Raw genomic sequence first — 24,720 nt, forward strand, 5'->3', positions numbered from 1 at the left:
ATTTTATGGATTAAAATTTGTTGTTACTGTTTACATAGTTGTAAACGTTGTTTACAAAGTAGTGAAGCGGAGGAAGAGCTTTTTACGGGTCGATCTTCTCTGTAATATAGAGAGAAACCTCGCTTTTTACCTCTATTTATGGTATAATTCCGAGAAGAGGTTTATGATGAAAAAATTTCGTTTATCGTTCATCCATTATGTGTTAATTGGTTTTATTTCATTTGCAATTTTAGCAATTTTTTTAAGAATCTTTGGCAAAGGCTATGTAACTCTCATTGCAATTTTTTTAGTCTTAGCTGGATTGATTGCTTTATTTGAATACCAGTTACAAATTTCAGAGTTAGATGAATTAGAACAAATACAATATGTTAACCATCAGGCAGAAAGCGGATTAGCATCCCTCCTTGATAAAATGCCTGTTGGAGTTATCAAAATTAATGAAGAGTCAAATGAAGTAGAGTGGTTCAACCCTTATGCTGAATTGATTTTTTCAACAGATGATGGGGACTTTGATGTTGAATCATTGAAAAAGTTACTCAATACTTTGTTTGAGGATAAAGGACATTATGTCACTGTAGCCGATAAGAAATATTCTGTTTACTTTGATCAGACGTCTAGTGTTGTTTACTTTTTTGATGTTTCAAGTGAGTATGAAGCAACTGTGGGATTGGTGACAACTCGTCCCGTTATCGGTATTATTTCTGTTGATAACTATGATGATCTAGAAGATGTCATTTCAGACTCTGATATTAGCAATATCAATAGTTTTATTGCCAACTTTGTAGAAGAGTTTACAGCTCATTACCATATGTTTTACAGACGTGTGGGGATGGATCGTTTCTATTTGTTTACAGACTACACGGTCTTAGAACAGTTGATGAAATCAAAATTTTCTGTCATCGATCAATTCCGTGAAGAAGCTAAAAATCGTGAGCTACCTATTACCTTAAGTATGGGATTCTCGTATGGTGACGGGGAGCATGATGAGATTGGTAAAGTGGCTCTCTTGAACCTAAACCTTGCGGAAGTTCGTGGTGGGGATCAAGCAGTAGTCAAAGAAAATGATGAACAGAAAAACCCTATTTTCTTTGGTGGTGGAACAGCTTCGGCTGTGAAGCGGACTCGGACTCGCACACGCGCTATGATGACAGCTATTTCGGATAAAATTAAATCCGTTGATCAAGTTTTCATTGTTGGGCATAGAAACTTGGATATGGACGCTTTAGGAGCGTCTGTGGGGATGCAGTTTTTCTCTAGCAATATTTTGGCTTCCTCTTATGTGGTCTATGACCCGCATGCAATGGCTAGTGATATTTCAAGAGCAATTGCGAAACTAGAAGAAGAGCAGGTGACGAAAATCCTTCCCCTAGAGGAAGCCATGCAAATGGTGACGGATCGCTCTTTGTTAATTATGGTGGACCATTCTAAGACAGCCTTGACTCTTTCAAAAGAGTTTTATCAGGAATTTAAACAGATTATTGTCATTGACCATCATCGTCGGGATGATGATTTCCCTGAAAATGTTCTGATCACTTATATCGAGAGTGGTGCAAGTAGTGCGAGTGAATTGGTTAGTGAGCTTATTCAGTTCCAGAAATCGAAGAAAAATCGGTTAACGAAGATTCAAGCAAGTGTCTTGATGGCTGGAATCATGCTGGATACTAAGAACTTCTCCACACGTGTTACAAGTCGGACCTTTGATGTGGCGAGTTACCTTCGCTCAAGAGGTAGTGATAGTGTAGCCATCCAGGAGATCTCTGCTATTCAGTTTGACGAGTACCGCGAAGTGAACGAACTGATCTTGACTGGTGAAAAGATTTTGCCACATATCATCGTAGCTTGTGCCAATACGACTAAAGCCTATGATTCAGTAACTATTAGTAAAGCAGCTGATAGTGTGCTAGCCATGTCTGAGGTGGAAGCAACCTTTGTCATCGCTTGTAATCAAAGTGGGACTGTCTCGATTTCTGCACGAAGTCGAAGCAAAGTCAATGTACAGCGTATCATGGAACAGCTTGGCGGAGGAGGTCATTTCAATTCGGCGGCTTCTCAAATTGAGGGTCAAGATTTGATGAGTATTCGTCAACAATTGATTGAGACTATTGAAAACGAAGTAACTATTGAAAAGGAGAATGTAGAATGAAAGTTATTTTCTTAGCGGATGTAAAAGGTAAAGGTAAAAAAGGCGAAATTAAAGAAGTGCCTACTGGTTATGCACAAAATTTTTTGATCAAGAAAAATCTTGCGAAAGAAGCCAATGCCCAAGCAATCGGTGAGCTTCGTGGAAAGCAAAAGTCAGAAGAAAAAGCGCATGCTGAATTGTTAGCGGAAGCGCAAAAGATTAAAGCAAAATTAGAAGAAGAAGCAACTGTTGTTCAATTCACGGAAAAAATTGGGCCAGATGGCCGTACTTTCGGTTCTATTACCAATAAAAAGATTGCAGAAGAGCTTGAGAAACAATTTGGCATTAAAATTGATAAACGTCATATCCAAGTTTCCTCTCCAATTCGTTCAACAGGTTTGATTGACGTCCCTGTAAAAATTTATCAAGATGTTACAGGTGTGATTAATATTCGTGTAAACGAAGGATAAACACGATCGATAGAAAGGTTTTTTTATGGCTGAGATAGAGGAATTACGAACACAACCTCAGGATATCCAAGCGGAGCAATCAGTGTTGGGAGCCATCTTTATTGATGAGGGGAAATTGGTCTTTGTTCGTGAATATATCGAGCCGGGCGATTTCTTTAAGTACTCGCACCGTTTGATTTTTAAAGCCATGATCGATCTAGCTGACCGCGGGGATGCGATTGATGCGACGACTGTTCGAAATATTTTAGATAGTCAGGGGGATCTCCAAAATATTGGCGGTCTCTCCTATTTGGTAGAAGTCATTAATTCGGTACCAACTTCAGCTAACGCGGAGTATTACGCGAAGATTGTTGCCGAAAAAGCTGTCTTACGTCGATTGATCTCTCGATTAACGGAAAGTATTAATCAAGCTTATGATGGTGCAAGTCCTTCAGATGAAATCATTGCGGGTGCTGAAAAAGCTCTGATTGATGTTAGTGAAAACGCAAATCGTAGTGGATTTAAAAATATTCGAGACGTCTTGAATATAAATTTTGGTAGCTTGGAAGCCCGCTCTCTTCAAACCTCTGATATTACGGGTATTGCGACAGGCTATCGCGATTTGGACCATATGACGACAGGGCTACATGAGGAAGAGTTGATTATTTTAGCGGCTCGTCCTGCAGTAGGGAAAACAGCCTTTGCTCTAAATATTGCTCAAAATATCGGGACAAAGTTGGATAAGACAGTGGCTATTTTCTCATTAGAAATGGGTGCTGAAAGTTTGGTTGACCGGATGTTAGCAGCTGAAGGCTTGATTGAATCCCATTCGATTCGTACAGGTCAATTGACGGATGAAGAATGGCGGAAATATGCCATTGCTCAAGGAAATTTGGCCAATGCGAGTATTTACATCGATGATACCCCAGGAATTCGGATCACTGAGATTCGTTCGAGAGCAAGAAAATTAGCGCAGGAAACAGGGAATCTCGGTCTTATTCTGATTGACTACCTGCAGCTGATTACAGGGACTGGAAGAGAAAACCGTCAACAGGAAGTTTCAGAAATTTCTCGTCAGTTAAAGATTTTAGCTAAGGAACTAAAAGTTCCCGTCATTGCTTTGAGTCAGCTATCACGTGGTGTGGAACAGCGCCAAGACAAACGTCCTGTTCTTTCTGATATTCGTGAATCTGGATCGATTGAACAGGATGCAGATATTGTTGCTTTCTTGTACCGTGATGATTATTATGATCGAGCTGGTGAAGAGGAAGAAGATGGAATGCCTAATAATACGGTTGAAGTGATTATCGAGAAAAACCGTTCAGGTGCGCGTGGGACAGTCGAATTAATATTCCAAAAGGAATACAATAAATTCTCAAGTATTTCAAAGAGAGAGGATCAATAAGATGAGTGATGCATTTACAGATGTTGCAAAAATGAAAAAAATTAAAGAAGAGATCAAGGCCCATGAAGGACAAGTGGTTGAAATGACGCTTGAAAATGGACGGAAACGTCAAAAAAATAAATTTGGACGCTTGATTGAGGTCTATCCTTCTTTATTTATTATCGAGTATACGAACGATAATAGCTTACCAGGTGAACCGGCTAATACATACGTGGAGTCTTATACCTATTCAGATATTTTAACAGAGAAGAATTTAATTCGTTATTTGGATTAATTTCTTGCTTTTATCGTCTAAATCAGTTATTATAATAAATACATATGGGAGTCTGTGTACAGTCTGAGAGGAAGTGTAAGCTTCGACCGCACCTGATCTGGGTAATGCCAGCGTAGGAAACAAATGAAATGTATTTTTCGTTATGAGTGACCTTGTGCAATCCGTCTCCTATTTTGGAGGCGTTTTTTATTTGTGAGAAAGGAGGTTACGATGTCTCTTGTAAAAAGATATTCAAAACAATTGATAGGATTTGCAGGTTTTAGCAGTCTTCTTGTCTTATGGCAGTTAGCAGGATTTTTAAATATCCTCCCCAAATTTGTATTACCAACGCCACTTGAAATTGGGAATGCCTTTGTACGAGATCGAGCTCTCCTGATTCATCACAGTTTGTCTACCCTTCAAGTGGCCTTGATCGGACTTGTTATAGGGGTTCTTCTTGCTGCTGGATTTGCGATTCTCATGGATAGTTTTCAATGGGTGAATGATCTGGTCTATCCTTTTATGGTTGTTATTCAAACCATTCCGACGATTGCCTTGGCCCCCATCCTGGTTCTTTGGTTTGGTTATGGTATGCTTCCAAAACTAGTTTTGATCATTATTACGGTTGTATTTCCCATCGTAGTCAGTCTGTTAGATGGTTTTCGGCATTGCGATCAAGATATTCTGAGATTGTTTCAGATTATGCAAGCCAATCGCTTTCAGACTTTAGTCCATTATAAAATTCCTGCAGCGCTTCCTTATTTTTTCGCAGGTTTACGTGTGAGCGTTTCCTATGCTTTTATCAGTACGGTCGTTTCAGAATGGTTAGGAGGTTTTGATGGATTGGGGGTCTATATGATCCAGTCGAAGAAGTTATTTCAGTATGATACGATGTTTGCGATCATTGTATTGATTTCTGCTATTAGTTTACTCGGTATGTTTCTCGTTGACCAATTAGAACGAACCATTCTGAAATGGAAAAAGGATTGACAAACTTGTAAATGGTGTAAAAATTAAATTGACAAAAATGTAAAAGAGGTATGAATGATGAAAAAGTCAATAGGTTTATTTTTCTCAATAATATTGGGATTTGTTTTCTTGAGTGCTTGTCAAAATTCTGTCAAGCAATCGTCAAGTGGTTTGAAAAAGATTGATTTTATTCTAGATTGGACCCCGAATACCAATCATACGGGTCTCTATGTAGCAAAGGAAAAAGGGTATTTTAAAGATGCAGGACTGGATGTAGATATAAAACTTCCGCCGGAAGACAGTAGTTCTGATTTGATTATCAATGGGAAAGCTCCATTTGGTATTTATTTCCAAGATTCTATGGCCAAGAAATTGGATAAAGGTGCGGGTATTACCGCTGTTGCAGCTATTGTTGAACACAATACGTCAGGGATTATTTCAAGAAAAGATGCAGCGATCACAAGTCCAAAAGATTTGGTTGGTAAGCGGTATGGTACCTGGAATGATCCGATTGAGTTGGAAATGATCAAATCGATGATGAAAAAAGAAGGTGCTGATTTTAATCAAGTAAAATTGGTTCCAAATAGTGATTCAAATTCCATTACTCCGATTGAAAATAAGGTCTTTGATGCTGCTTGGATTTATCACGGTTGGGATGGAATTTTGGCTGAGCAAAAGGGAATGAAGACCAATTTCTTCTATATGAAAGATTTTGTTCCTGCATTTGACTACTATTCGCCTGTTATTATTGCTAACAATGACTATTTGAAGTCTCATAAAGAGGAAGCAAAAAAATTCATTCAAGCGGTGAAAAAAGGCTACCAATATGCTATAGAGCATCCGGAAGAAGCAGCGGATATCTTGATTAAACAGGCCCCTGCCTTGGCTAACCAGCGTGATTTTGTTCTAGCTGCCCAAAAATATCTTTCCAGTCAATATGCTTCAGACAAGGACAAGTGGGGGCAGTTTGATCCTAAGCGATGGAATGCTTTTTATGCTTGGGCAAAAGAGCAAGGATTGGTTTCAAATGACTTAGAAGACAAAGGTTTCACAAATGAATTGGTAGGTGACTGATATTTTAACCGTAAAAGATGTAAGTTTCTCTTTTGGAGATAAAGCAGTTTTAAACAATGTATCACTAGAAGTGCAAAAAGGAGAAATTGTCTCTATTCTAGGTCCGAGTGGGGTAGGGAAATCAACCTTGTTTAATTTAATTGCTGGGATCCTTCCCTTACAAAAGGGTACCATAGAAGTAGATAATGCTCCGATCTCCTTTGGGAAAGTCAGCTATATGCTACAAAAGGATCTTTTGTTGGAACATAAGACAGTATTGGGAAATATTATTCTGCCCCTTTTATTAAAAAAGATTTCTAAGGAAGAGGCGACATCTACCGCTCTAAAATTGTTAGATGAATTTAAATTGGGAAGTATCGCCAACCTTTATCCTAATGCGCTGAGTGGGGGGATGCGGCAACGGGTGGCGCTATTGAGAACCTATCTTCTGGGTCATTCTGTCTTCCTATTAGATGAAGCTTTTAGTGCCTTAGATGAATTGACAAGGCAGGACCTTTATCACTGGTATCTAGACAGTAAGGAACGTCTTGGTCTCACCACTCTGGTGATCACTCATAGTATCGAAGAAGCTTTGACATTGAGTGATCGGGTCTATATCTTGAATCATAATCCCGGTGAAATTATTGCAGATCTTCCTTTAAAATGGGATCTAGCAACGGATAGGGACTGGCAACAATTGCAATATAAAAAACGAATCATAGAATTGTTAGCTGAATTTCATTGAAATTGTTTTGAAGGACTTTACAAAGTTTCTATTCCGTGATAGAATAGAATTTGTGCGAAATGACAGCAGGACAAAATGAAGCTCGTCAACAGGAAGTCAGCTAGAAAAGTAACCTTTGCTGTTTGGGCGAAGGCTTTCTGAACGAATCAGGTTTGTCTAAAACGTTATTTCCTACAAAAATTATTTTTATAGGAGGACATTTTAAATGTCACGTTATACAGGACCATCTTGGAAACAATCTCGCCGTCTTGGCTTGTCACTTACAGGTACAGGTAAAGAATTGGCACGTCGTAACTACGTACCAGGTCAACACGGACCAAACAACCGTTCAAAATTGTCAGAATACGGTTTGCAATTAGCTGAAAAACAAAAACTTCGTTTCTCTTACGGACTTGGTGAAAAACAATTCCGTAACTTGTTCGTACAAGCTACTAAGATCAAAGAAGGAACTGTCGGTTTCAACTTCATGCTTCTTTTGGAACGTCGTTTGGATAACGTTGTTTACCGTCTTGGACTTGCGACTACTCGTCGTCAAGCTCGTCAATTCGTTAACCACGGTCACATCCTTGTTGACGGAAAACGCGTTGATATCCCTTCATACCGCGTAACTCCAGGTCAAGTGATCTCAGTTCGTGAAAAATCAGCTAAAGTTCCAGCTATCCTTGAAGCTGTTGAAGCAACTCTTGGACGTCCAGCATTCGTATCATTCGATGCTGAAAAATTGGAAGGTTCATTGACTCGCTTGCCAGAACGCGATGAAATCAACCCAGAAATCAACGAAGCACTTGTCGTTGAATTCTACAACAAAATGCTTTAATTTTAAGATATACCTTACAGAAAGCCTACAACAGTGGGCTTTTTGTTTTGTCTTAAAGGGTTGATTTCTGGCTTTGTTCAGTTACAAATTTTCTAAAGCTGTTTCATTAAATGAGACAGTTTTTTGTTTTCTTAAAACCTAAACCTGCTAATAAAAAAACTCCTGATCTAGATCGATCAGGAGAGACTGTTACCGTAACATTTTCATTAAAAATTCAGCCATTTGTTGAGGGCTTTCTTTTTTTCCGCGAGAAACCCACATTTGACAGACTCCGAAGAAGGCATTGGTCAGATAGACAGAACTGTAGACTCTTTCAATATCTGTTAATGATTTATGACTATAGCGCTCTTGCAAACTATCAACCAGAAGAATCTGTAATTTATGTCGTAAGAAGGTCTGGATCTCCTTGGTTCCATTCTCTGTCAGAAGAACCGCGAAGAGTGGCTCCTTGGTTAGAAATTCGAACACTTCTGTAATCGCTTGGCGCTTGTCATCTTGGTGTTTATCAAAGATATATTCAAGCTTGTGAAAGAGTGCTTGTTGGTAGCGCTCGATCATGTCATACTTGTCTCGATAGTGGGTATAAAAGCTAGAGCGACTAATGCCGGATTCTTGTGCTAACTCAACCGTCGTGATTTGGTCGAATGATTCCTTTTCGAGTAGTCGAACCATCGCCTCCTCGATATTTCGTTTTGTTTTTAATCGTTTATTGCTCTCAGTCATCTGTTAATCCTTTTTGCACAAAATTGTACACAGTGTCTAAAAATAAGATTTTCTACTTGTGAAAATTTCTAAAAACTGTATAATCTATTATATCAGAAATTTAGACAATGTGTATAAAAAGGAGACAAAAAATATGATGAAAGAATGGAAGGCTGTTCTTAAAAAGCCAACATTTATCATTGTCATGATTGGAGTTGCGTTGATTCCAGCTCTTTATAATATTATTTTTCTATCTTCCATGTGGGATCCATATGGAAAGGTTTCGGATCTTCCTGTAGCGGTTGTCAATAAGGATCAATCTGCTACATATAATGGACAAAAGATGGAAATTGGAAAAGACATGGTGTCCAATTTGAAGGACAATGACTCACTTGATTTTCATTTTGTAGATGAGAAAGCTGCGAAAGATGGTCTCAAAAATGGCGATTATTATATGATTGTAACCCTGCCTGAGGATCTTTCAAAAAAAGCTAGCTCCATCTTAACCAATCATCCGGAACAGATGACCATTGATTACCAAACGTCCAGTGGTCATAGTTTTATCGCAGGAAAAATGAGCGACACTGCGATGACAAAAATGAAGCAGTCAGTGGCTGAAAAAGTGACCAATACTTATACAACAGCTTTATTTTCCAAAATGGGATCGCTTAAATCTGGTATGGGGACAGCGGCAGATGGAAGTGCTAAATTAGCAGATGGTGCAAGTAAATTGGAAGATGGTGGTCAAACACTATCTACTAATTTGAATACATTGGCTCGTTCAAGCTTAGCATTTTCAGATGGTGCAACTACTCTTCGTACAGGTCTAGTAGCCTATACAGATGGTGTTGGTCAATTAGGAAATGGTCTCAATCAAATGGCTGGTCAACTTCCAAACTTGGTATCTGGTGTCAATCAATTAAATAATGGGTTTGGTACTTTTAATACAGGCTTGATGGCTTACGCTACCGGAGTGGATCGATTAGGAAATGGTCTCAATCAAATGGCGAGTCAAACCCCTCAGTTGGCTTCAGGAGTTGGTCAATTAACCAGCGGTATGGGGACCCTCAATGATGGTCTTGGGAATTATACCAATGGCGTGCGTCAATTGAATTCGGGCCTATCTAACTTTTCAAATGGTTTAGCAACCTATACAAATGGAGTCGCTACTTTATCAGAAGGAGCGGGTCAATTAAGTAGTCAATCTGCTACCCTTCGAAATGGGGTTTCTCAATTAGAATCAGGTATTCAAACATTATCAAGCCAGCTACAAGCTTCTACAAGTCAATCTGCTCAGATTGATCAATTGGCAGCTGGTTTAAACCAATTAAATGCAGCGATTCAAAATGCTACAGTAGATACCAGTCAACTTTCGTCTGGATTGACGAGTATTGCGAATTCAGCTCAATCAATCCTTGCTTCAGCCCAAGCGGATCGTGCAAATGCCCTTGCAAGTGTGCAAGGAACAGCAGCCTATCAAGCAATGACAGCTGACCAACAAGCGGAAATCAATGCGGCAATCTCATCGAGCCCAAGCTCGAGTGAAACGGCGGCTCAAGGAATCTTGACTACGATTCAAATGATCCAAGGTGGTTTGAATACAGGAAATAGCTTGACACAACTGCAAACGGCAGCCAATCAAGTTTTACCGACAGCTTCTTCTACCTTGACAGACTTGTCAAGTGGCTTGTCTAAGATCCAATCCGCAGTTAGTGGACAATTGTTGCCAGCTAGTCAAACCATCAGTCAAGGGATCGGCGCTTATACAGCTGGTGTCGATAAAATCGCTAATGGAGCAACCCAACTTCAGACGAATAGCAGTACTTTAACAAATGGGGCTAGTCAGTTAGCAGCAGGTGTTGGTCAACTAGATAGTAAATCATCAGAATTACTTGCAGGAAGCAATCAATTGGCTTCTGGTCTAGGTGAGTTAAATGGGAAGATGCCTGCCTTGACATCAGGCATGAATCAACTGGCTTCAGGCGCGACCCAATTAACAGGTAAGTCGGGTGAATTGGTTGCCGGTGCTGGAAAATTAGCTGACGGTGTAGGGCAATTGAACAGCAAAACTCCAGAGTTGGCAGGTGGTGTCAACAAACTTGTCACTGGTGTCAATCAGTTGACAGAAAAATCAGGTCAATTGGTGACCGGTGCTGATAAACTAGCCGACGGTGCAAATCAAATCTCAGATGGGTCCAGCAAATTAGCAGCAGGTGGCCAAACATTGACAAATGGTTTAGGTGAATTAGCAACAGGAAGCCAAACCTTGAGTCAAGGATTAAACGATGCTAAGGGACAATTGAATGTGGCTACAACTGAAAAAGAAAACGCTAAAACCTTAGCAGATCCTGTCACTTTGTCTAAAACAGACCGTGACAATGTCCCGGTGAATGGTGTCGGAATGGCTCCTTATATGATCTCTGTAGCACTCTTTGTTTGTGCCTTGTCAACCAATATGATCTTTGCAAAATTGCCATCCGGTCGTCATCCTGAAAGTCGCTGGGCATGGTTTAAATCTCGCTTTGAGGTCAACGGAACGATTGCGGTGATTGCAGGAGTCTTGGTCTATGGTGCCGTTCACTTGATTGGTTTATCAGCTAATCATGAGATGGCTACTCTCTTCCTTTGTGTGATTGGTAGTGTGGCCTTCATGTCTATCGTGACTGCTTTGACAACATGGCAAAGAAAGATCGGTGCTTTCCTTTCCTTGATCCTCTTGCTCTTGCAATTGGCTTCTAGTGCAGGAACTTATCCTCTTGCTTTGACAAATGGATTTTTCCAAGCCATTCATCCATTCTTGCCAATGAGTTATACCGTTTCTGGTCTTCGTCAAACGATTTCGATGACAGGAGAAATTGGAAATCAAGTGGCCTTCCTTCTGATGACTATTGTCCTTTTTGCAGGACTCGGAATGTGGTTCTATAATCCAAAAAAATATGAAGAGGACTAATCTTCAGGAACTCCCAACAGAATGTGTTGGGAGTTTTTTGTTTCATGTGAAACAAGAGGCTGGGACAAAAGTCCTAGCCTCTCAATTATTTTTGGATTGTCGAGCAAGACGCAGTGGTTGAGTGGGCTCTACTACGCTGATTTCATCAGCTTTTACAGCCCTACTCAACTGTGCGGAGGTGGGACGACGAAATCGAATTCTAACGAATTACCGATTTCTGTCCCACTCTCTTATTATTTAAAGAAGACGACATCAGGATTTGGAGTAATATAGAGAAGTTGGTCGTTTTCAAAGACCAGTTGGATGGTGTTGTTTTTATAGGTGTAAATGGTATAATCTACTCCGGATTTAGAAGCTTGTTTGAGATCAACAGCTCCCATCAAAAAGGCGTGAGCTTGTTCCCCTGTGATTTTCCCCTCGTGGTAGAGCCCTTTAATATTTTCTAATTCGGTATTTTCAAAAGATTCGGCAATATAAGCAGGGTCTGTTATTTGTTTCTCTGGATTCCCAAGAATTGTTTGGACAAGGGCAGTGGTATACCCTTCATAGTCCGGCGTCTGGGCAAAAATAGTATCGCCATTTCTAGAGTAGGCCACTTTTAGGTTTCCTGTCGCATAAATCTTATCTTTTGGAGCTTCTTGAGCATTTTTAGGGAGTCCTTCGGTTGTGACGATGTCAGAAGAGGGCTGCGTTGTGGTTGAAGGAGAGCTAGAGGAGTTGCTTGAGTTATTTGAACTAGTTGAATGACTCGGGTGGCTAGAACGACTCGAGCTACTTTTTTTAAAGGTTTTCTTTTTTGAACTGGTAGTTGTTGGTTCTTTTTTAAAGTTGATCTTAAGATCCGGCACACAGGCTGATAGAAAAAGAAGAGACAGCAAGAGTGTGAAGAAAAGAGGGAGTGTTTGTTTTTTCATCATGTTCCTTTCGATAAGCTGATTGATTTTCTATTCTATCATAAAAAGGGTAACAAAAAAAGGTCAGGAAGAAATCCTGCCTTTATTTGTTGTTATGGACGCCCCCCTCCAGGTCCACCGCCTTGAGGTCCGCCACCTCCGGGAGCACCACCGCCTCCAGGCATGGAGTTGACAATTTCCGTTTGTTTTTCACCGTTGATATAGATGTCTCCGCCAGTGTAGGTAGCTGTTCCATCAAAGTCGAAGCCAGATTGACCCGTTAATTTAATGGTTCCTCCGGTAACGGTGATATTTCCATTCGAATCAATTGGATCGGTATCGCCTTGGCCAACTTCAACGTTGAGGGTTCCACCATTCATAGTGAAGAAAATTTCATCTTGGTTGGCATTGGCATTGGCCGCATTGACACCGTCATCGGTTGCATAGATGGTGATATCTCCACCGTTGATGGTGATCGATTTTCCTTCGAGACCTTCGACAGACTCTGTTACCTCATAGGTTCCGCTATCGATGATCAGATCACCAGAAGCATGGATTCCGTCGTCTCCTGCGGTGATGGTCATTTTGTTATCTGAAAGATACATGGTTCCGACCGAAGTATCTTCATCATTATCCACCTTGACTGCATCTTCATCTGCATCGATGGTCATGGTCGTGCCAGTGATATTGAGTTCATCATTGACGTTGAAGGCATCTCCTACAGTCGTGATCTTATAGGTTCCACCTGTGATATGGAGAGTGTCATTGGCCTTGATACCGTTGTTCTTCTTGGCGTCAATGTTGAGTGTACCTGAACCATTGATGGTGAGGTCGCCTTTAGAGAAGATGACCGCATCGGCATCTTCATCATTGTTTGAACTTGAATCAGACAAGGTATTGGTCGTGCCGTCTGCTAGGGTAAGGTAGACATGCCCGGCTTTCGTAGCAGAAATTGGCGCGTTGGTGTTGGTCATGGTAACGCCTTTCAAGACGATGTGAACATCATCTGAGTCACCTGCTTCGACCTTGATTTGAACCCCATCGGATTCACCAGAGATGACATAGGTTCCAGCCTTTGAGATGGTCACAGTTGATCCAGATACAGCTACGCCGTCACCTGATACACTTGCAGAAGATCCAGATAGTTTTACAGTAGAGGCTTTGCTTTCATCATATGAGGTGTCTGAATCTTTTTCGGTAAAATAGTCAGATTGCTTGGTTTTAGTCGTTTTCTTTGAGACACTAGAAGCAGTTGTTGTTGCGTTTGTTGTAGCTGATTGAGATGATGCTTGGCTACACGCTGTTAGTAGGGTGAGGGTTGCGGCCCCCGTTAATAAAAATTTCCATTTGTTTGATTTCATGAGCTTTTTCTCTCGTTCAATTGATATGCTCCTAGTCTAAAGTTGCTAGCTGAAAGTTTCCTAAAGTTTTTCTGAAAGGAATCTTAACTTTAGTTTTCTTTAAGTTTGGCTTAATGACCAGTTAAGAAAGTCCCATTAAACTAGAAAACACGTAAGTCGTATCCATACTTACTGAAGATTAGAAGCAATATCCCCCTTAAAGGAGTAGAAACATGAAAAAAACAATTGAGACAAGTTTTAAACGAATCGAAACAAAATATATCGTCGCAAAAGATGACGTAAAAGACTTGATCAAAGGCTTAAAAGAATACGTCGTAGAAGATGATTATCCAACTTCAACTATTTCAAACATTTATTTTGATACGGAAAATTTTGAGGTCATTCAAGATGCTCTTGCCAAACAACACCGCCGTGAAAAAATTCGGATGCGGACTTATATAGAAACACCTCAAGCAGACAGTCCAGTATTTCTAGAGGTGAAGTCAAAAGATGAAGAAGGAATTGGCCATAAATTCCGTCTAGTCGCTACTTCACAAGCCATTATCAACTTGATGACAGATGGGACAGTAGATCATCAGATACAAGATCCAGACTTAGTGCAAGAGATTCAGAGATTGCGTAAACGCTATGGTCATCGATTGGGACCACGGATGTTCATTTACTATGATCGCTTGTCTCTCAAAGAAAAGAAATCCATTCAGGGTTATCCTTATCAGAAAATTCGCGTGACAATCGATCAAAACTTAGTCTTTCGTGATCAAGCTGTTAGTCTTTTTCATGGGAAGAAAGGAGAACCTTTGTTAGAGGATGACTTCGTGATCATGGAAATTAAGGCTCCCGGACAAGAACCTCAATGGTTAAAGGATATTTTAGAGAAGTATGGTTTGGTCAAGCAGAAATTTTCAAAATATAGCTGTGCTTATCATAAATCACAAGGATTGGATTATGCCCCAAGACCAGTGGAAGAAACGGTAGGTGCTGCCTATGTCTAATCTATTTGATTCTATTTTTAATAATGCCACAGCAACGGTGGATCCCTTGCGCTTACTGCTGGCCCTTTTGGTCAGCCTCTTTCTAGGAATAGCCCTATCTTGGACCTATAAATACCGGACACTGTACACTCGAGAGTTTGTCATTAGTTTGACCTTGCTTCCTTGTATGATGACCTTAGTGATCTTTTTGGTCAATGGAAGTTTGGGGACCTCGATTGCAGTGGCAGGGACCTTTAGTTTGATTCGTTTCCGGTCAGCTACGAGTGGATCTAGAGAGTTGATTGCGATTTTTCTAGCCATGATTATAGGACTAGCAGCAGGATCGGGCTATCTTTTATTGGCAATTTTATCAACCCTCTCTTTACTAGGGATTTGGCTTGTATTGGAGAACAAACAGAGTAAAGCAGATCATCAACGGCGCCGTCATTTGACCATTACAGTCTCAAAACAAGATGCTGTTGCAGAACAAATCAGTCAGTTGTTAGACCAAAGTTGTTCAGAAATTGACTTTATTTCTGTAACAACAGCCCAAGCTGGAGAACAACTGACCTTGAACTATGAGGTGAATATGAAATCGAACATCGATGATTTTGCTCTTGCCAATCTATTGATTAACAAGATTGAAAATTGTGATGTCGCTCTGACAAAGAAAGCCAAAAAAAGAAAGAATCTATAACGGCTATCCTACTTTAGGATATTTTTTTAGCATTTTAAGAACTTTTTAAGAAAAAGTGGTATACTGTTTCTAAAAAATTGAAGGAATCCTTTATGAAAAAGACTGCTATTTTTGAAGATGTCGTCTCTATTATGACCCATGATTCATCTACCAGCAAGGATCGAAAAGGATGCGATCCAGAGCCTTTTCGAGAAAACATTACAGATGATATGACAGATGATGCCTTTCTCTATCAAGTTAAGGCTTACCTAGCTAGTTTTGGGGTGATCGGGCATGTTTCCTTTCGAGATAAAAAGGCCAGTCAAAAAGGGTTTCTTTTGAGAATAAATGGACAGAAACTGTATGTTGAGGAAGCTAATGAAGATACGGGTCTTCAAGTAGGAGATCAAATCCTAGCTCTGGATGGAAGTGACTTGGATCAGATAGCTTCTCTTCATAAAGACTATTTTATCAGCAAGACCCCTGAAAGACACTACCGAGAATGGGCAGATTTGGTCTCTCAGTCAACGAGTGTCACCCTGCTTCGAGAAGGGATAGAAAAGACCATTAAAGTAGTACCCAGTCGAGAACCGATCCAGGATCAGATTTTTTGGAAACGATTAGACGATGGGATTCTTTATCTTCGTCTGGATAACTTTATGGATGAAGGATCTTTGGGTCGTTTATACCAAGAGTGTTTACCGACGATGACGGAAGTCAAGTTTCTTCTCATTGATGTCCGACGCAACAGTGGGGGGACAGATTCTTTATATTTCCCTCTATTACATCTAGGCTTAGAAAAGGATCAGGGCTATGATTCGCTTGACTGGGATGATGATGGCATGGAAATTCTCTACACGGAACGCAATGTTGACCTGCGCTTGAAAGATTTTGAGAACTGGATGCAACAGGAAGAACTTAGTCCTGAAACAGTTAAGCTGCTTGAAGATATGAAAGAGGATTTGCTCCGCCATCGGGGAAAAGGCTATGTGGCATATAAGGAAGAAAGCGAGGAATTCTTCCCAGAGGTTAGAGGTGGCCACTATCCTGAACAAATCTTTATCTTATCAGATATTTATTGTGCTTCATCTGGGGATAACTTTGTTCAGATGATGAAGCAGTTTAAGAAGGTAACGGTGGTGGGTCGACCAACTCTCGGAATTCTAGACTACTCTAATTGTTGTACGGTTGATTATGATAATTTTTGTTTAATGTTTCCCACTTCTCGCTGTTTAAGCGTGGATCAAGGGAAAGGAATGACGGATCAGGGTGTTCTACCCGATATAGAGATTACTTGGACACCTAGCCATTTCGAGAGAGATGTGGATCTGGACAAGTGTCTGGAGTTGATTCATCAAGGTAATGTAAAATAGAATAGGATTTCAACCAGAAAACTGATTAAAGAAAAATGCTTTCGTTAAACGGCTTGAATGATCTGAAATGATAACGTTTTCTACCACATTCTCACTATGTTTAAGATTGCTTACTTGGTATAAAAAATGGTAAAATAGTGAATAACAATCAAAATGAAGAGTGAAACTTATGAAACATAAAACACTTTATAAATTTATCGGGCAGACGGTCTTGTATTTCGCCATTTTCCTAGCCCTACTTTATTTCTTTAGTTACCTTGGTCAAGGTCAGGGTGGCTTTATCTACAACGAATTTTAGAAAAGGAGACTCCTAGCCGTGTCAAACCAACCAATTACTGATATGATCGAGACAATTGAACGTTATGCGCAACTACAACCAGACTATCCGGTTTACAATGTCCTTGGTGAGGAGCATACCTATGGCCAACTGAAGGCTGATTCAGATAGCTTGGCTGCCCACATCGACCAAATGGGACTTCCTGAAAAGTCACCTGTAGTGGTCTTTGGTGGTCAAGAATATGAAATGTTAGCAACCTTTGTGGCCTTGACCAAATCTGGCCATGCCTATATCCCAATTGATAGCCACTCTGCCTTGGAGCGCGTGTCTGCCATTGTTGAAGTAGCAGAGCCAAGCTTGATTATTGCTATCAATGAATTTCCATTGGAAAACCCAGCTGCTCCAATCTTGTCCTTGGAGCAAGTGCGTGAAGCTTATGCAGCTCAGAATGCCTATGACTTGCAACATCCGGTCAAAGGGGATGATAACTACTACATCATCTTTACCTCAGGGACAACTGGGAAACCAAAAGGGGTGCAAATTTCGCACGATAACTTGCTCAGCTTTACCAACTGGATGATTACGGACAAGGAATTTGCAACGCCAGAGCGTCCGCAAATGTTGGCGCAACCACCTTATTCCTTTGACTTGTCTGTCATGTACTGGGCGCCGACCTTGGCTCTTGGAGGAACCCTTTTTGCTCTTCCCTCAGCCATCACCCAAGACTTCAAACAACTCTTTGCGACCATCTTTTCTCTTCCGATTGCGATCTGGACTTCGACACCATCTTTTGCAGATATGGCCATGTTGTCTGAAGATTTCAATGCTGAAAAGATGCCAGGGATCACCCATTTCTACTTTGATGGGGAAGAGTTGACCGTTAAAACCGCTCAGAAATTGCGCGAGCGTTTCCCAAATGCACGCATCATCAATGCCTACGGCCCAACGGAAGCAACTGTTGCTTTGTCGGCAGTTGCAATCACAGATGAGATGTTAGCGACTTTGAAACGTCTGCCAATTGGTTACACCAAAGAAGATTCTCCAACCTTCATCATTGATGAGGCAGGCAACAAATTGCCAAATGGTGAGCAAGGGGAAATCATCGTGTCTGGACCAGCCGTTTCAAAAGGTTATATGAATAATCCAGAGAAAACAGCAGAAGCCTTCTTCGAATTTGAAGGCCTTCCAGCCTACCATACAGGAGATGTCGGAACCATGACGGATGAAGGTCTCCTTCTCTATGGTGGACGGATGGACTTCCAAATCAAATTTAACGGTTATCGTATCGAGCTAGAGGATGTCTCTCAAAACTTGAACAAATCGAAGTATATTGACTCAGCAGTCGCTGTACCGCGTTATAATAAAGATCACAAGGTCCAAAATCTCTTGGCCTATGTCATCTTAAAAGAGGGTGTCAAAGAACAATTTGAGCGCGAAATTGATATCACGAAAGCTATTAAGGAAGATTTAGAAAACATCATGATGTCTTATATGATGCCTTCAAAATTCCTCTATCGTGACAGCCTGCCATTAACACCAAACGGGAAAATCGACATCAAAGGGTTGATTAGCGAGGTTAACAACCGATGATCGAGTTTTTGAAACAGCTCCCTCATTTAGAACACTATGGAACACCGATCTATTTTATCTACCTCATTCTAGCTTTTTTGCCGATCTTTGTGGGCCTCTTTTTCAAAAAGAGATTTCCTATCTATGAAGGACTGGTGAGTCTGATCTTTATCATTTTGATGCTGACAGGTTCGAATCTCAAGCAAATTTATGCCCTGCTCTTTTACGTAGTCTGGCAAATCTTGATTGTGTATTCCTACAAGATCTATCGTCAGAAAGCGGACAACAAGTGGATTTTCTATCTTCATTCCTTCTTGTCTGTCTTGCCCCTGATCTTTGTGAAGGTAGAGCCAGCAATCAAGAATGGGCACCAATCCTTGTTTGGATTTTTAGGGATTTCGTATTTAACCTTCCGAGCTGTCGGAATGATCATCGAAATGCGAGATGGTGTCTTGAAAGAATTCACACTCTGGGAATTCTTACGCTTTATGCTCTTTATGCCGACCTTCTCAAGTGGGCCGATTGATCGTTTCAAACGTTTTAATGAGGATTATAAAACTATTCCTGAGCGTGAAGAATTATTGGATATGTTGGAGCAAGCTGTTAAGTATATCATGTATGGCTTCCTTTATAAATTTATCCTAGCTCATATTTTTGGCCACTTATTGTTAGGTCATGTTCAGACCTATGCCTTGTCTCAAGGTGGATTCTTCAATATCGGAACGCTGGGAGTCATGTATGTCTATGGCTTTGACCTTTTCTTTGACTTCGCGGGTTATTCGATGTTTGCTTTAGCAGCTTCCAATCTGATGGGAATTAAAAGTCCCATCAACTTTGATCGTCCCTTTAAATCACGTGACTTAAAGGAATTCTGGAATCGTTGGCATATGAGTTTATCTTTCTGGTTCCGTGATTTTGTCTTTATGCGTCTCGTGATGGTATTGATGCGCAATAAAGTATTCAAGAGCCGGATTACCACCTCAAATGTTGCCTATATTATCAATATGTTGGTCATGGGCTTCTGGCACGGGGTGACCTGGTACTACATCGCTTACGGGCTCTTCCATGGGCTTGGACTGGTTATCAATGATGCTTGGATTCGTAAGAAAAAGACCATCAATAAAGAAAGAAAAGCAAAAGGATTGGATCCTATACCGGACAATCGTTGGACCAAAGCTTTAGGGATCTTTATCACCTTTAACACAGTGATGCTGTCCTTCCTGATTTTCTCAGGATTCTTGGATCAACAATGGTTTCCAAAATTGAAATAAAAGGAGAATAGAAAAATGGATGTAAAATCACAAGTAATTGAAATTATTGACGAATTGTTTATGGAAGATGTCTCAGACATGATGGATGAGGATCTCTTTGATGCGGGTGTCCTTGATAGTATGGGAACAGTCGAATTGATTGTGGAATTGGAAAATCGCTTTGGCATCCGTGTTCCTGTATCTGAATTTGGACGCGATGATTGGAATACTGCTAACAAGATCGTAGAAGGTGTAACGGAGCTTCAGAATGCTTAAGCGTTTGTGGCTGATTTTAGGGCCCGTATTTTGCGCGCTCCTCATGGTAGCAGCTTTATTATTCTTTTATCCAATCAATCATAAGCACAACTATACCGAAGAGAAAAAAGCTGCGGTTAGTTTGAATGCAGAAGGATTCAAGAGTCGTACAAAGAAACAAGAAGCACTTTCTGATCCACAGCATCGCTTTGTTCCTTATTTCGGCTCCAGTGAGTGGTTGCGTTTTGATGTGGTGCATCCAGCAGTTTTGGCTGAAAAATATGACCGCAATTACAGACCCTACTTTTTAGGAGAACGTGGTGCGGCTTCTTTGAACCAGTATTTTGGGATGCAACAGATTTTGCCAGAACTCAAGGACAATACAGCTGTTTATGTGGTTTCTCCGCAATGGTTCACCAAGAAGGGCTATGATTCCTCTGCCTTTCAACAATTCTTTAATAGCGATCAGTTGAATAGCTTTATTGCCAATCACCAACAGGATGCTGCATCCCAGTATGCTGCAAAGCGTCTGTTACAACAGTATCCAAATGTCGCCTTTCAAAGTGTTGTAACGAACATTTCTCAAGGAAAGAAAATTTCCAGATTTGATCAGTCTTTGAACCAGCTTGTTTCCCACCTTGTCCAACGCGAAGATGCTTTATTTAGTAATCTTGCAACGCGTACAAACGGGAATTACGATAAGAAGGTCAAAAAACGTCTACAAGATTTACCAGATCAATTCTCATATGAGAAATTGGAAGAAATTGCAACGGCTGAAGCAAAAGTCAAAACCAATAACAACGACCTTGGAATCAGCAATCATTTTTACAATACTCGTTTAAAAATGAAGTTGAAGAAACTTAAAGGTTTCCAAAAAAACGAATCCTATGTTCAATCTCCTGAGTACAATGACTTGCAATTGGTTCTAGACCAGTTTGCTAAATCTCGGACCAATGTCATCTTTGTCATTCCTCCAGTTAATGCCAAATGGATGAAATACACAGGCTTGAGCCAAGAAAAATATGAACAGGCTGTTCAAAAGATTCGTTACCAATTGGAAAGTCAAGGATTCACCAATATTGCAGACTTTTCTAAAGATGGTGATCAGCCCTACTTTATGGAAGATACGATTCATATGGGATGGAATGGTTGGCTAGCCTTTGATAAAGCGGTCAATCCCTTTGTCACAAAGGCTGAAAAAGCACCAACTTACCATCTAAATGATCGCTTCTTCAGTAAAGACTGGGCTCAATATAAAGGGACACCAGACGAATTTAAATAATGCTTGATCAAAGGGGGCAGGATCAAATCCTGGCTCCTTGATTTGTGAGGAAAGTGACGAGAAAGTCACAAACGAGCAAGAGAGTTATCCCCAGGCTGTGGGAAACTTCCTTGTAAATGGATGAAAACAAGTCCTGGTGCTGATGACACTTCCTCTTTTGAGGGAGCAAAAGGTGAAAGTTATCCACATTTTTGTGGATAAGTGATAAAAAACAGTGGATAAGTCAGCTGGTTTGTGAAAAGGAGAATAGTGTGAAAAAAATTTGGTTTTACGCAATCGTTCAGGGAATTGTGATCTTTTTTATTGTGGGTGGCATGACCTATGTACTTAGGGGAGATTTCTTTTTCCGCTACCTATCCCCTATTTTTGGACTAGCAGCAGCTGTCTTGCGATTTGGGACGGCGACTTTAATGAAGGTGCTAGCACCCACTCTCTACGATGATCCCAAAAAGAAAGAAGAGAGCCACGATAACTAAAGAAGTTGGTGACTGAAAAAGTTGAGCTAAAGGCCACTTTCTGCTGGTCTTTATGGTAAAATAGAAGGAAGAATATTAGTTTGGAGATTAATTAGAAATGAAACGTTCAATGTATGCTGGACGTGTTCGTGAAGAACACATTGGAACTCGTATTACCTTGAAAGGATGGGTTAGCCGTCGTCGTGACTTGGGTGGTTTGATCTTTATCGATCTACGCGACCGCGAAGGAATCATGCAATTGGTGATCAATCCAGAAACAGTTAGTGCAGAAGTGATGGCTACAGCTGAAAGTATCCGTAGTGAATATGTTGTAGAAGTGACAGGTCTTGTGGAAGCTCGTGAACAAGCTAATCCCAACTTGCCAACAGGAGCAGTAGAACTCAAGGTAGAAGCTATTACGGTTCTCAATACTGCCAAAACAACACCATTTGAAATCAAGGACGGAATTGAAGCCAATGATGATACCCGTCTTCGTTACCGCTACTTAGACCTTCGTCGTCCTGAGATGTTGGAAAATCTCAAACTCCGTGCAAAAGTAACCCATTCAATCCGCAATTACTTGGATGAATTAGAATTTATTGATGTGGAAACACCCTTTCTTTCTAAGTCAACTCCAGAAGGAGCGCGTGACTATTTGGTTCCTTCCCGTGTCAATAAGGGTCATTTCTATGCCCTTCCTCAAAGTCCTCAAATTACAAAACAATTGTTGATGAATGCTGGATTTGATCGCTATTATCAAATCGTGAAGTGTTTCCGTGATGAGGATTTACGGGGAGACCGTCAACCTGAGTTTACACAGGTCGACTTGGAAACTTCTTTCTTGAGTGATCAAGAAATCCAGGATATCACAGAAGGCTTAATTGCACGTGTCATGAAAGAAACCAAGGGAATTGAAGTAACACTCCCATTCCCACGGATGAATTATGATGATGCTATGGCCTTGTACGGTTCAGATAAACCAGATACACGTTTTGAAATGTTGCTCCAAGACTTGACAGAACTTGTCAAGGGTGTAGACTTCAAAGTCTTCTCAGAAGCTCCAGCAGTTAAGGCGATTGTTGTCAAAGGTGCAGCGGATCATTACTCTCGTAAAGACATCGATAAATTGACAGAAGTTGCGAAGCAATACGGTGCAAAAGGTCTTGCTTGGGTGAAATATGCTGAGGGTACTTTGAACGGTCCTGTTGCGAAGTTCTTGACAGACTTGACAAGTGACTTGACAGCTGCTTTACAGTTAGAAGACAAAGATCTAGTTCTCTTTGTAGCAGATACTCTTGAAGTAGCCAATGCAACGCTTGGTGCTTTGCGTGTTCGTCTTGCGAAAGAGCTTGACTTGATTGACAACAATCAATACAACTTCCTTTGGGTAGTGGATTGGCCAATGTTTGAATGGTCTGAAGAAGAAGGCCGTTATATGTCTGCTCACCATCCATTTACACTCCCACAAGCTGAAACAGAGCATGAATTGGAAGGAGATCTTTCAAAAGTTCGAGCAATTGCCTATGATATCGTCTTAAATGGCTATGAATTAGGTGGAGGAAGCCTACGGATTAATCATAAAGATTTACAAGAACGGATGTTTAAGGCACTTGGATTTACAAAAGAAGCTGCCAATGAACAATTTGGTTTCTTGTTGGAAGCAATGGATTATGGTTTCCCACCACATGGAGGATTGGCGATTGGTTTGGACCGCTTCGTGATGCTTCTTGCAGGTGAAGATAATATTCGGGAAGTCATTGCCTTTCCTAAGAATAACAAGGCGACAGATCCAATGACACAAGCTCCTTCTGTCGTTTCTGAAAAGCAATTGGATGAGTTAAATCTTCAAGTAGAAGTAGCAGAGCAAGAATAGGACAAGAGAGAAAAGGGAGAGTCTAGGAATCAGTTGCTCTAAGATTTTCCTTTTCTTCTAATCGATGGATTGAAAATGAAAAAAATTCGCTTTCATAAGCTATTTCGCTATCATGTGCGGCGACTAGCTTATAACATTAAATTATTGCGCGTGCTGAAGAGCATCTCCCGTGAGAAATACGATGAAAAAGTGTCAGCTTCCTTGCTGTATGGTTTTCTATCAGCGATTGCCGTCAACTTCTTCTTTCAACCAGGACATGTATACTCCAGCGGTGCAACAGGTCTAGCTCAGATTTTATCTGTTCTGAGCCAACGCTTTATTGGTTTTACGATTCCAGTTTCCTTGACCTTTTATGCCATCAATATCCCTTTGATGATTGTGGCTTGGTATCAAATTGGCCATAAATTTACCATCTTTACCTTTATTACGGTTTCGATGAGTTCCCTCTTTATTCAGTTCGTGCCAGTGATTACGTTGACCAACGATCCGATCATGAATGCCCTATTTGGTGGGGTTGTCATGGGAACAGGGATTGGTTTTGCTCTTCGGAACAACATTTCCAGTGGAGGAACGGATATTGTCAGTTTGACGATTCGAAAACGGACAGGAAAGAATGTCGGCAGTATCTCCTTTTTGGTCAATGGGACCATTATGTTGATCGCTGGTCTGACCTTTGGTTGGAAGTATGCTCTTTACTCTATGATTACCATCTTCGTATCGAGTCGAGTAACGGATGCTGTCTTTACCAAGCAAAAACGGATGCAGGCAATGATCGTAACGAGCCAGCCAGATGCCATTATTGAAAAGATTCATAAAAAATTGCATCGTGGGGCAACCATTATCCACAATGCAGAAGGAACCTATAACCATCAGGAAAAAGCGGTTCTGTTGACAGTTATTACGCGTGCAGAGTTTAATGAATTCAAATATATTATGAAAAAAGCTGATCCTCAGGCTTTTATCACCATTTCAGAAAACGTTCATATCATTGGACGCTTTGTGGAAACAGAAGAATAAAAA

23 protein-coding genes are annotated in these 24,720 nt (G+C 40.6%); 20 read left to right on the top strand and 3 right to left on the bottom strand.

Annotated features, from left to right (window positions below; all coding sequences use genetic code 11):
* Positions 1–166 precede the first annotated feature (166 nt).
* From RDV49_RS02585 to rpsD, 8 genes are all read left to right on the top strand, one after another.
* Positions 167–2,143, top strand: a complete 1,977-nt coding sequence (locus RDV49_RS02585; protein WP_050783547.1) for a GGDEF domain-containing protein — start codon at positions 167–169, stop codon at positions 2,141–2,143.
* Positions 2,140–2,592, top strand: a complete 453-nt coding sequence (rplI, locus tag RDV49_RS02590) for a 50S ribosomal protein L9 (protein ID WP_003002156.1) — start codon at positions 2,140–2,142, stop codon at positions 2,590–2,592. Before RDV49_RS02585 ends, rplI begins: the two co-directional genes overlap by 4 nt.
* 25 nt (positions 2,593–2,617) lie before the next feature.
* Positions 2,618–3,976, top strand: a complete 1,359-nt coding sequence (gene dnaB, locus RDV49_RS02595) for a replicative DNA helicase (RefSeq protein WP_003009185.1) — start codon at positions 2,618–2,620, stop codon at positions 3,974–3,976.
* A 1-nt stretch (position 3,977) separates the two neighbouring features.
* Positions 3,978–4,250 carry a Veg family protein gene (locus RDV49_RS02600; protein ID WP_003009183.1) on the top strand — a complete coding sequence of 91 codons (273 nt, stop codon included), beginning with the start codon at positions 3,978–3,980 and terminating at the stop codon, positions 4,248–4,250.
* 210 nt (positions 4,251–4,460) lie between these two features.
* Positions 4,461–5,219: an ABC transporter permease gene (locus tag RDV49_RS02605; protein ID WP_003009181.1), complete on the top strand. Its 759-nt coding sequence runs from the start codon at positions 4,461–4,463 to the stop codon at positions 5,217–5,219.
* A gap of 57 nt (positions 5,220–5,276) precedes the next feature.
* On the top strand, positions 5,277–6,272 hold the full coding sequence (locus RDV49_RS02610) for an ABC transporter substrate-binding protein (RefSeq protein WP_037608444.1): 996 nt from the start codon (positions 5,277–5,279) through the stop codon (positions 6,270–6,272).
* Entirely contained in the window at positions 6,265–6,996 is a 732-nt protein-coding gene (locus tag RDV49_RS02615) for an ABC transporter ATP-binding protein (protein WP_003009177.1), read from the top strand. The genes RDV49_RS02610 and RDV49_RS02615 overlap by 8 nt, the downstream gene beginning before the upstream one ends.
* 205 nt (positions 6,997–7,201) lie before the next feature.
* Entirely contained in the window at positions 7,202–7,813 is a 612-nt protein-coding gene (gene rpsD / locus RDV49_RS02620; protein ID WP_003009175.1) for a 30S ribosomal protein S4, read from the top strand.
* A 189-nt stretch (positions 7,814–8,002) separates the two neighbouring features.
* On the opposite strand, the gene RDV49_RS02625 is transcribed toward rpsD, so the two are convergent.
* Positions 8,003–8,536 (bottom strand): TetR/AcrR family transcriptional regulator, encoded by a 534-nt coding sequence (locus RDV49_RS02625; protein WP_003001962.1) that lies wholly within the window; start codon positions 8,534–8,536, stop codon positions 8,003–8,005.
* 133 nt (positions 8,537–8,669) lie between these two features.
* Between RDV49_RS02625 and RDV49_RS02630 the strand changes: the two genes are divergently transcribed.
* A complete protein-coding gene (locus RDV49_RS02630) occupies positions 8,670–11,465 on the top strand; it encodes a YhgE/Pip domain-containing protein (protein ID WP_037608164.1) in 2,796 nt (931 codons plus the stop codon).
* 233 nt (positions 11,466–11,698) lie between these two features.
* Here RDV49_RS02630 and RDV49_RS02635 read toward each other — a convergent pair whose 3' ends face one another.
* On the bottom strand, positions 11,699–12,382 hold the full coding sequence (locus tag RDV49_RS02635) for a DUF4947 domain-containing protein (RefSeq protein WP_003009172.1): 684 nt from the start codon (positions 12,380–12,382) through the stop codon (positions 11,699–11,701).
* An 89-nt stretch (positions 12,383–12,471) separates the two neighbouring features.
* The gene (locus tag RDV49_RS02640; protein WP_003009169.1) at positions 12,472–13,719 is read right to left on the bottom strand and encodes a carbohydrate-binding domain-containing protein; all 1,248 of its coding nucleotides are present in this window, start codon (positions 13,717–13,719) and stop codon (positions 12,472–12,474) included.
* A gap of 212 nt (positions 13,720–13,931) precedes the next feature.
* On the opposite strand from RDV49_RS02640, the gene RDV49_RS02645 reads away from it, so the two are divergent.
* The 11 genes from RDV49_RS02645 to RDV49_RS02695 all read left to right on the top strand — a co-directional run bounded on the left by RDV49_RS02645 (position 13,932) and on the right by RDV49_RS02695 (position 24,717).
* Positions 13,932–14,711, top strand: a complete 780-nt coding sequence (locus tag RDV49_RS02645; protein ID WP_003009168.1) for a polyphosphate polymerase domain-containing protein — start codon at positions 13,932–13,934, stop codon at positions 14,709–14,711.
* Complete coding sequence (locus RDV49_RS02650; RefSeq protein ID WP_003009166.1) at positions 14,704–15,387, top strand: DUF4956 domain-containing protein; 684 nt, start codon at positions 14,704–14,706, stop codon at positions 15,385–15,387. The genes RDV49_RS02645 and RDV49_RS02650 overlap by 8 nt, the downstream gene beginning before the upstream one ends.
* A 92-nt stretch (positions 15,388–15,479) precedes the next feature.
* Positions 15,480–16,739: a S41 family peptidase gene (locus RDV49_RS02655; protein ID WP_003009164.1), complete on the top strand. Its 1,260-nt coding sequence runs from the start codon at positions 15,480–15,482 to the stop codon at positions 16,737–16,739.
* Between the two features lie 169 nt (positions 16,740–16,908).
* On the top strand, positions 16,909–17,037 hold the full coding sequence (locus RDV49_RS02660; protein WP_003002102.1) for a teichoic acid D-Ala incorporation-associated protein DltX: 129 nt from the start codon (positions 16,909–16,911) through the stop codon (positions 17,035–17,037).
* 18 nt (positions 17,038–17,055) lie between these two features.
* Complete coding sequence (gene dltA / locus RDV49_RS02665) at positions 17,056–18,606, top strand: D-alanine--poly(phosphoribitol) ligase subunit DltA (RefSeq protein ID WP_003009162.1); 1,551 nt, start codon at positions 17,056–17,058, stop codon at positions 18,604–18,606.
* On the top strand, positions 18,603–19,856 hold the full coding sequence (dltB, locus tag RDV49_RS02670) for a D-alanyl-lipoteichoic acid biosynthesis protein DltB (RefSeq protein WP_003009160.1): 1,254 nt from the start codon (positions 18,603–18,605) through the stop codon (positions 19,854–19,856). The genes dltA and dltB overlap by 4 nt, the downstream gene beginning before the upstream one ends.
* 15 nt (positions 19,857–19,871) lie before the next feature.
* Positions 19,872–20,111 (top strand): D-alanine--poly(phosphoribitol) ligase subunit DltC, encoded by a 240-nt coding sequence (gene dltC, locus RDV49_RS02675; protein ID WP_003002265.1) that lies wholly within the window; start codon positions 19,872–19,874, stop codon positions 20,109–20,111.
* Entirely contained in the window at positions 20,104–21,372 is a 1,269-nt protein-coding gene (gene dltD / locus RDV49_RS02680; RefSeq protein ID WP_003009158.1) for a D-alanyl-lipoteichoic acid biosynthesis protein DltD, read from the top strand. The genes dltC and dltD overlap by 8 nt, the downstream gene beginning before the upstream one ends.
* A 251-nt stretch (positions 21,373–21,623) precedes the next feature.
* Complete coding sequence (locus tag RDV49_RS02685; RefSeq protein WP_021154124.1) at positions 21,624–21,848, top strand: hypothetical protein; 225 nt, start codon at positions 21,624–21,626, stop codon at positions 21,846–21,848.
* 97 nt (positions 21,849–21,945) lie between these two features.
* On the top strand, positions 21,946–23,700 hold the full coding sequence (gene aspS / locus RDV49_RS02690; RefSeq protein WP_003009154.1) for an aspartate--tRNA ligase: 1,755 nt from the start codon (positions 21,946–21,948) through the stop codon (positions 23,698–23,700).
* A gap of 75 nt (positions 23,701–23,775) precedes the next feature.
* Complete coding sequence (locus tag RDV49_RS02695) at positions 23,776–24,717, top strand: YitT family protein (RefSeq protein WP_003009152.1); 942 nt, start codon at positions 23,776–23,778, stop codon at positions 24,715–24,717.
* The last annotated feature ends 3 nt before the right edge of the window (positions 24,718–24,720 follow it).

The sequence above is a fragment of the Streptococcus parasanguinis genome (assembly GCF_031582885.1).
GTDB classification, from domain to species: Bacteria; Bacillota; Bacilli; order Lactobacillales; family Streptococcaceae; genus Streptococcus; species Streptococcus parasanguinis_M.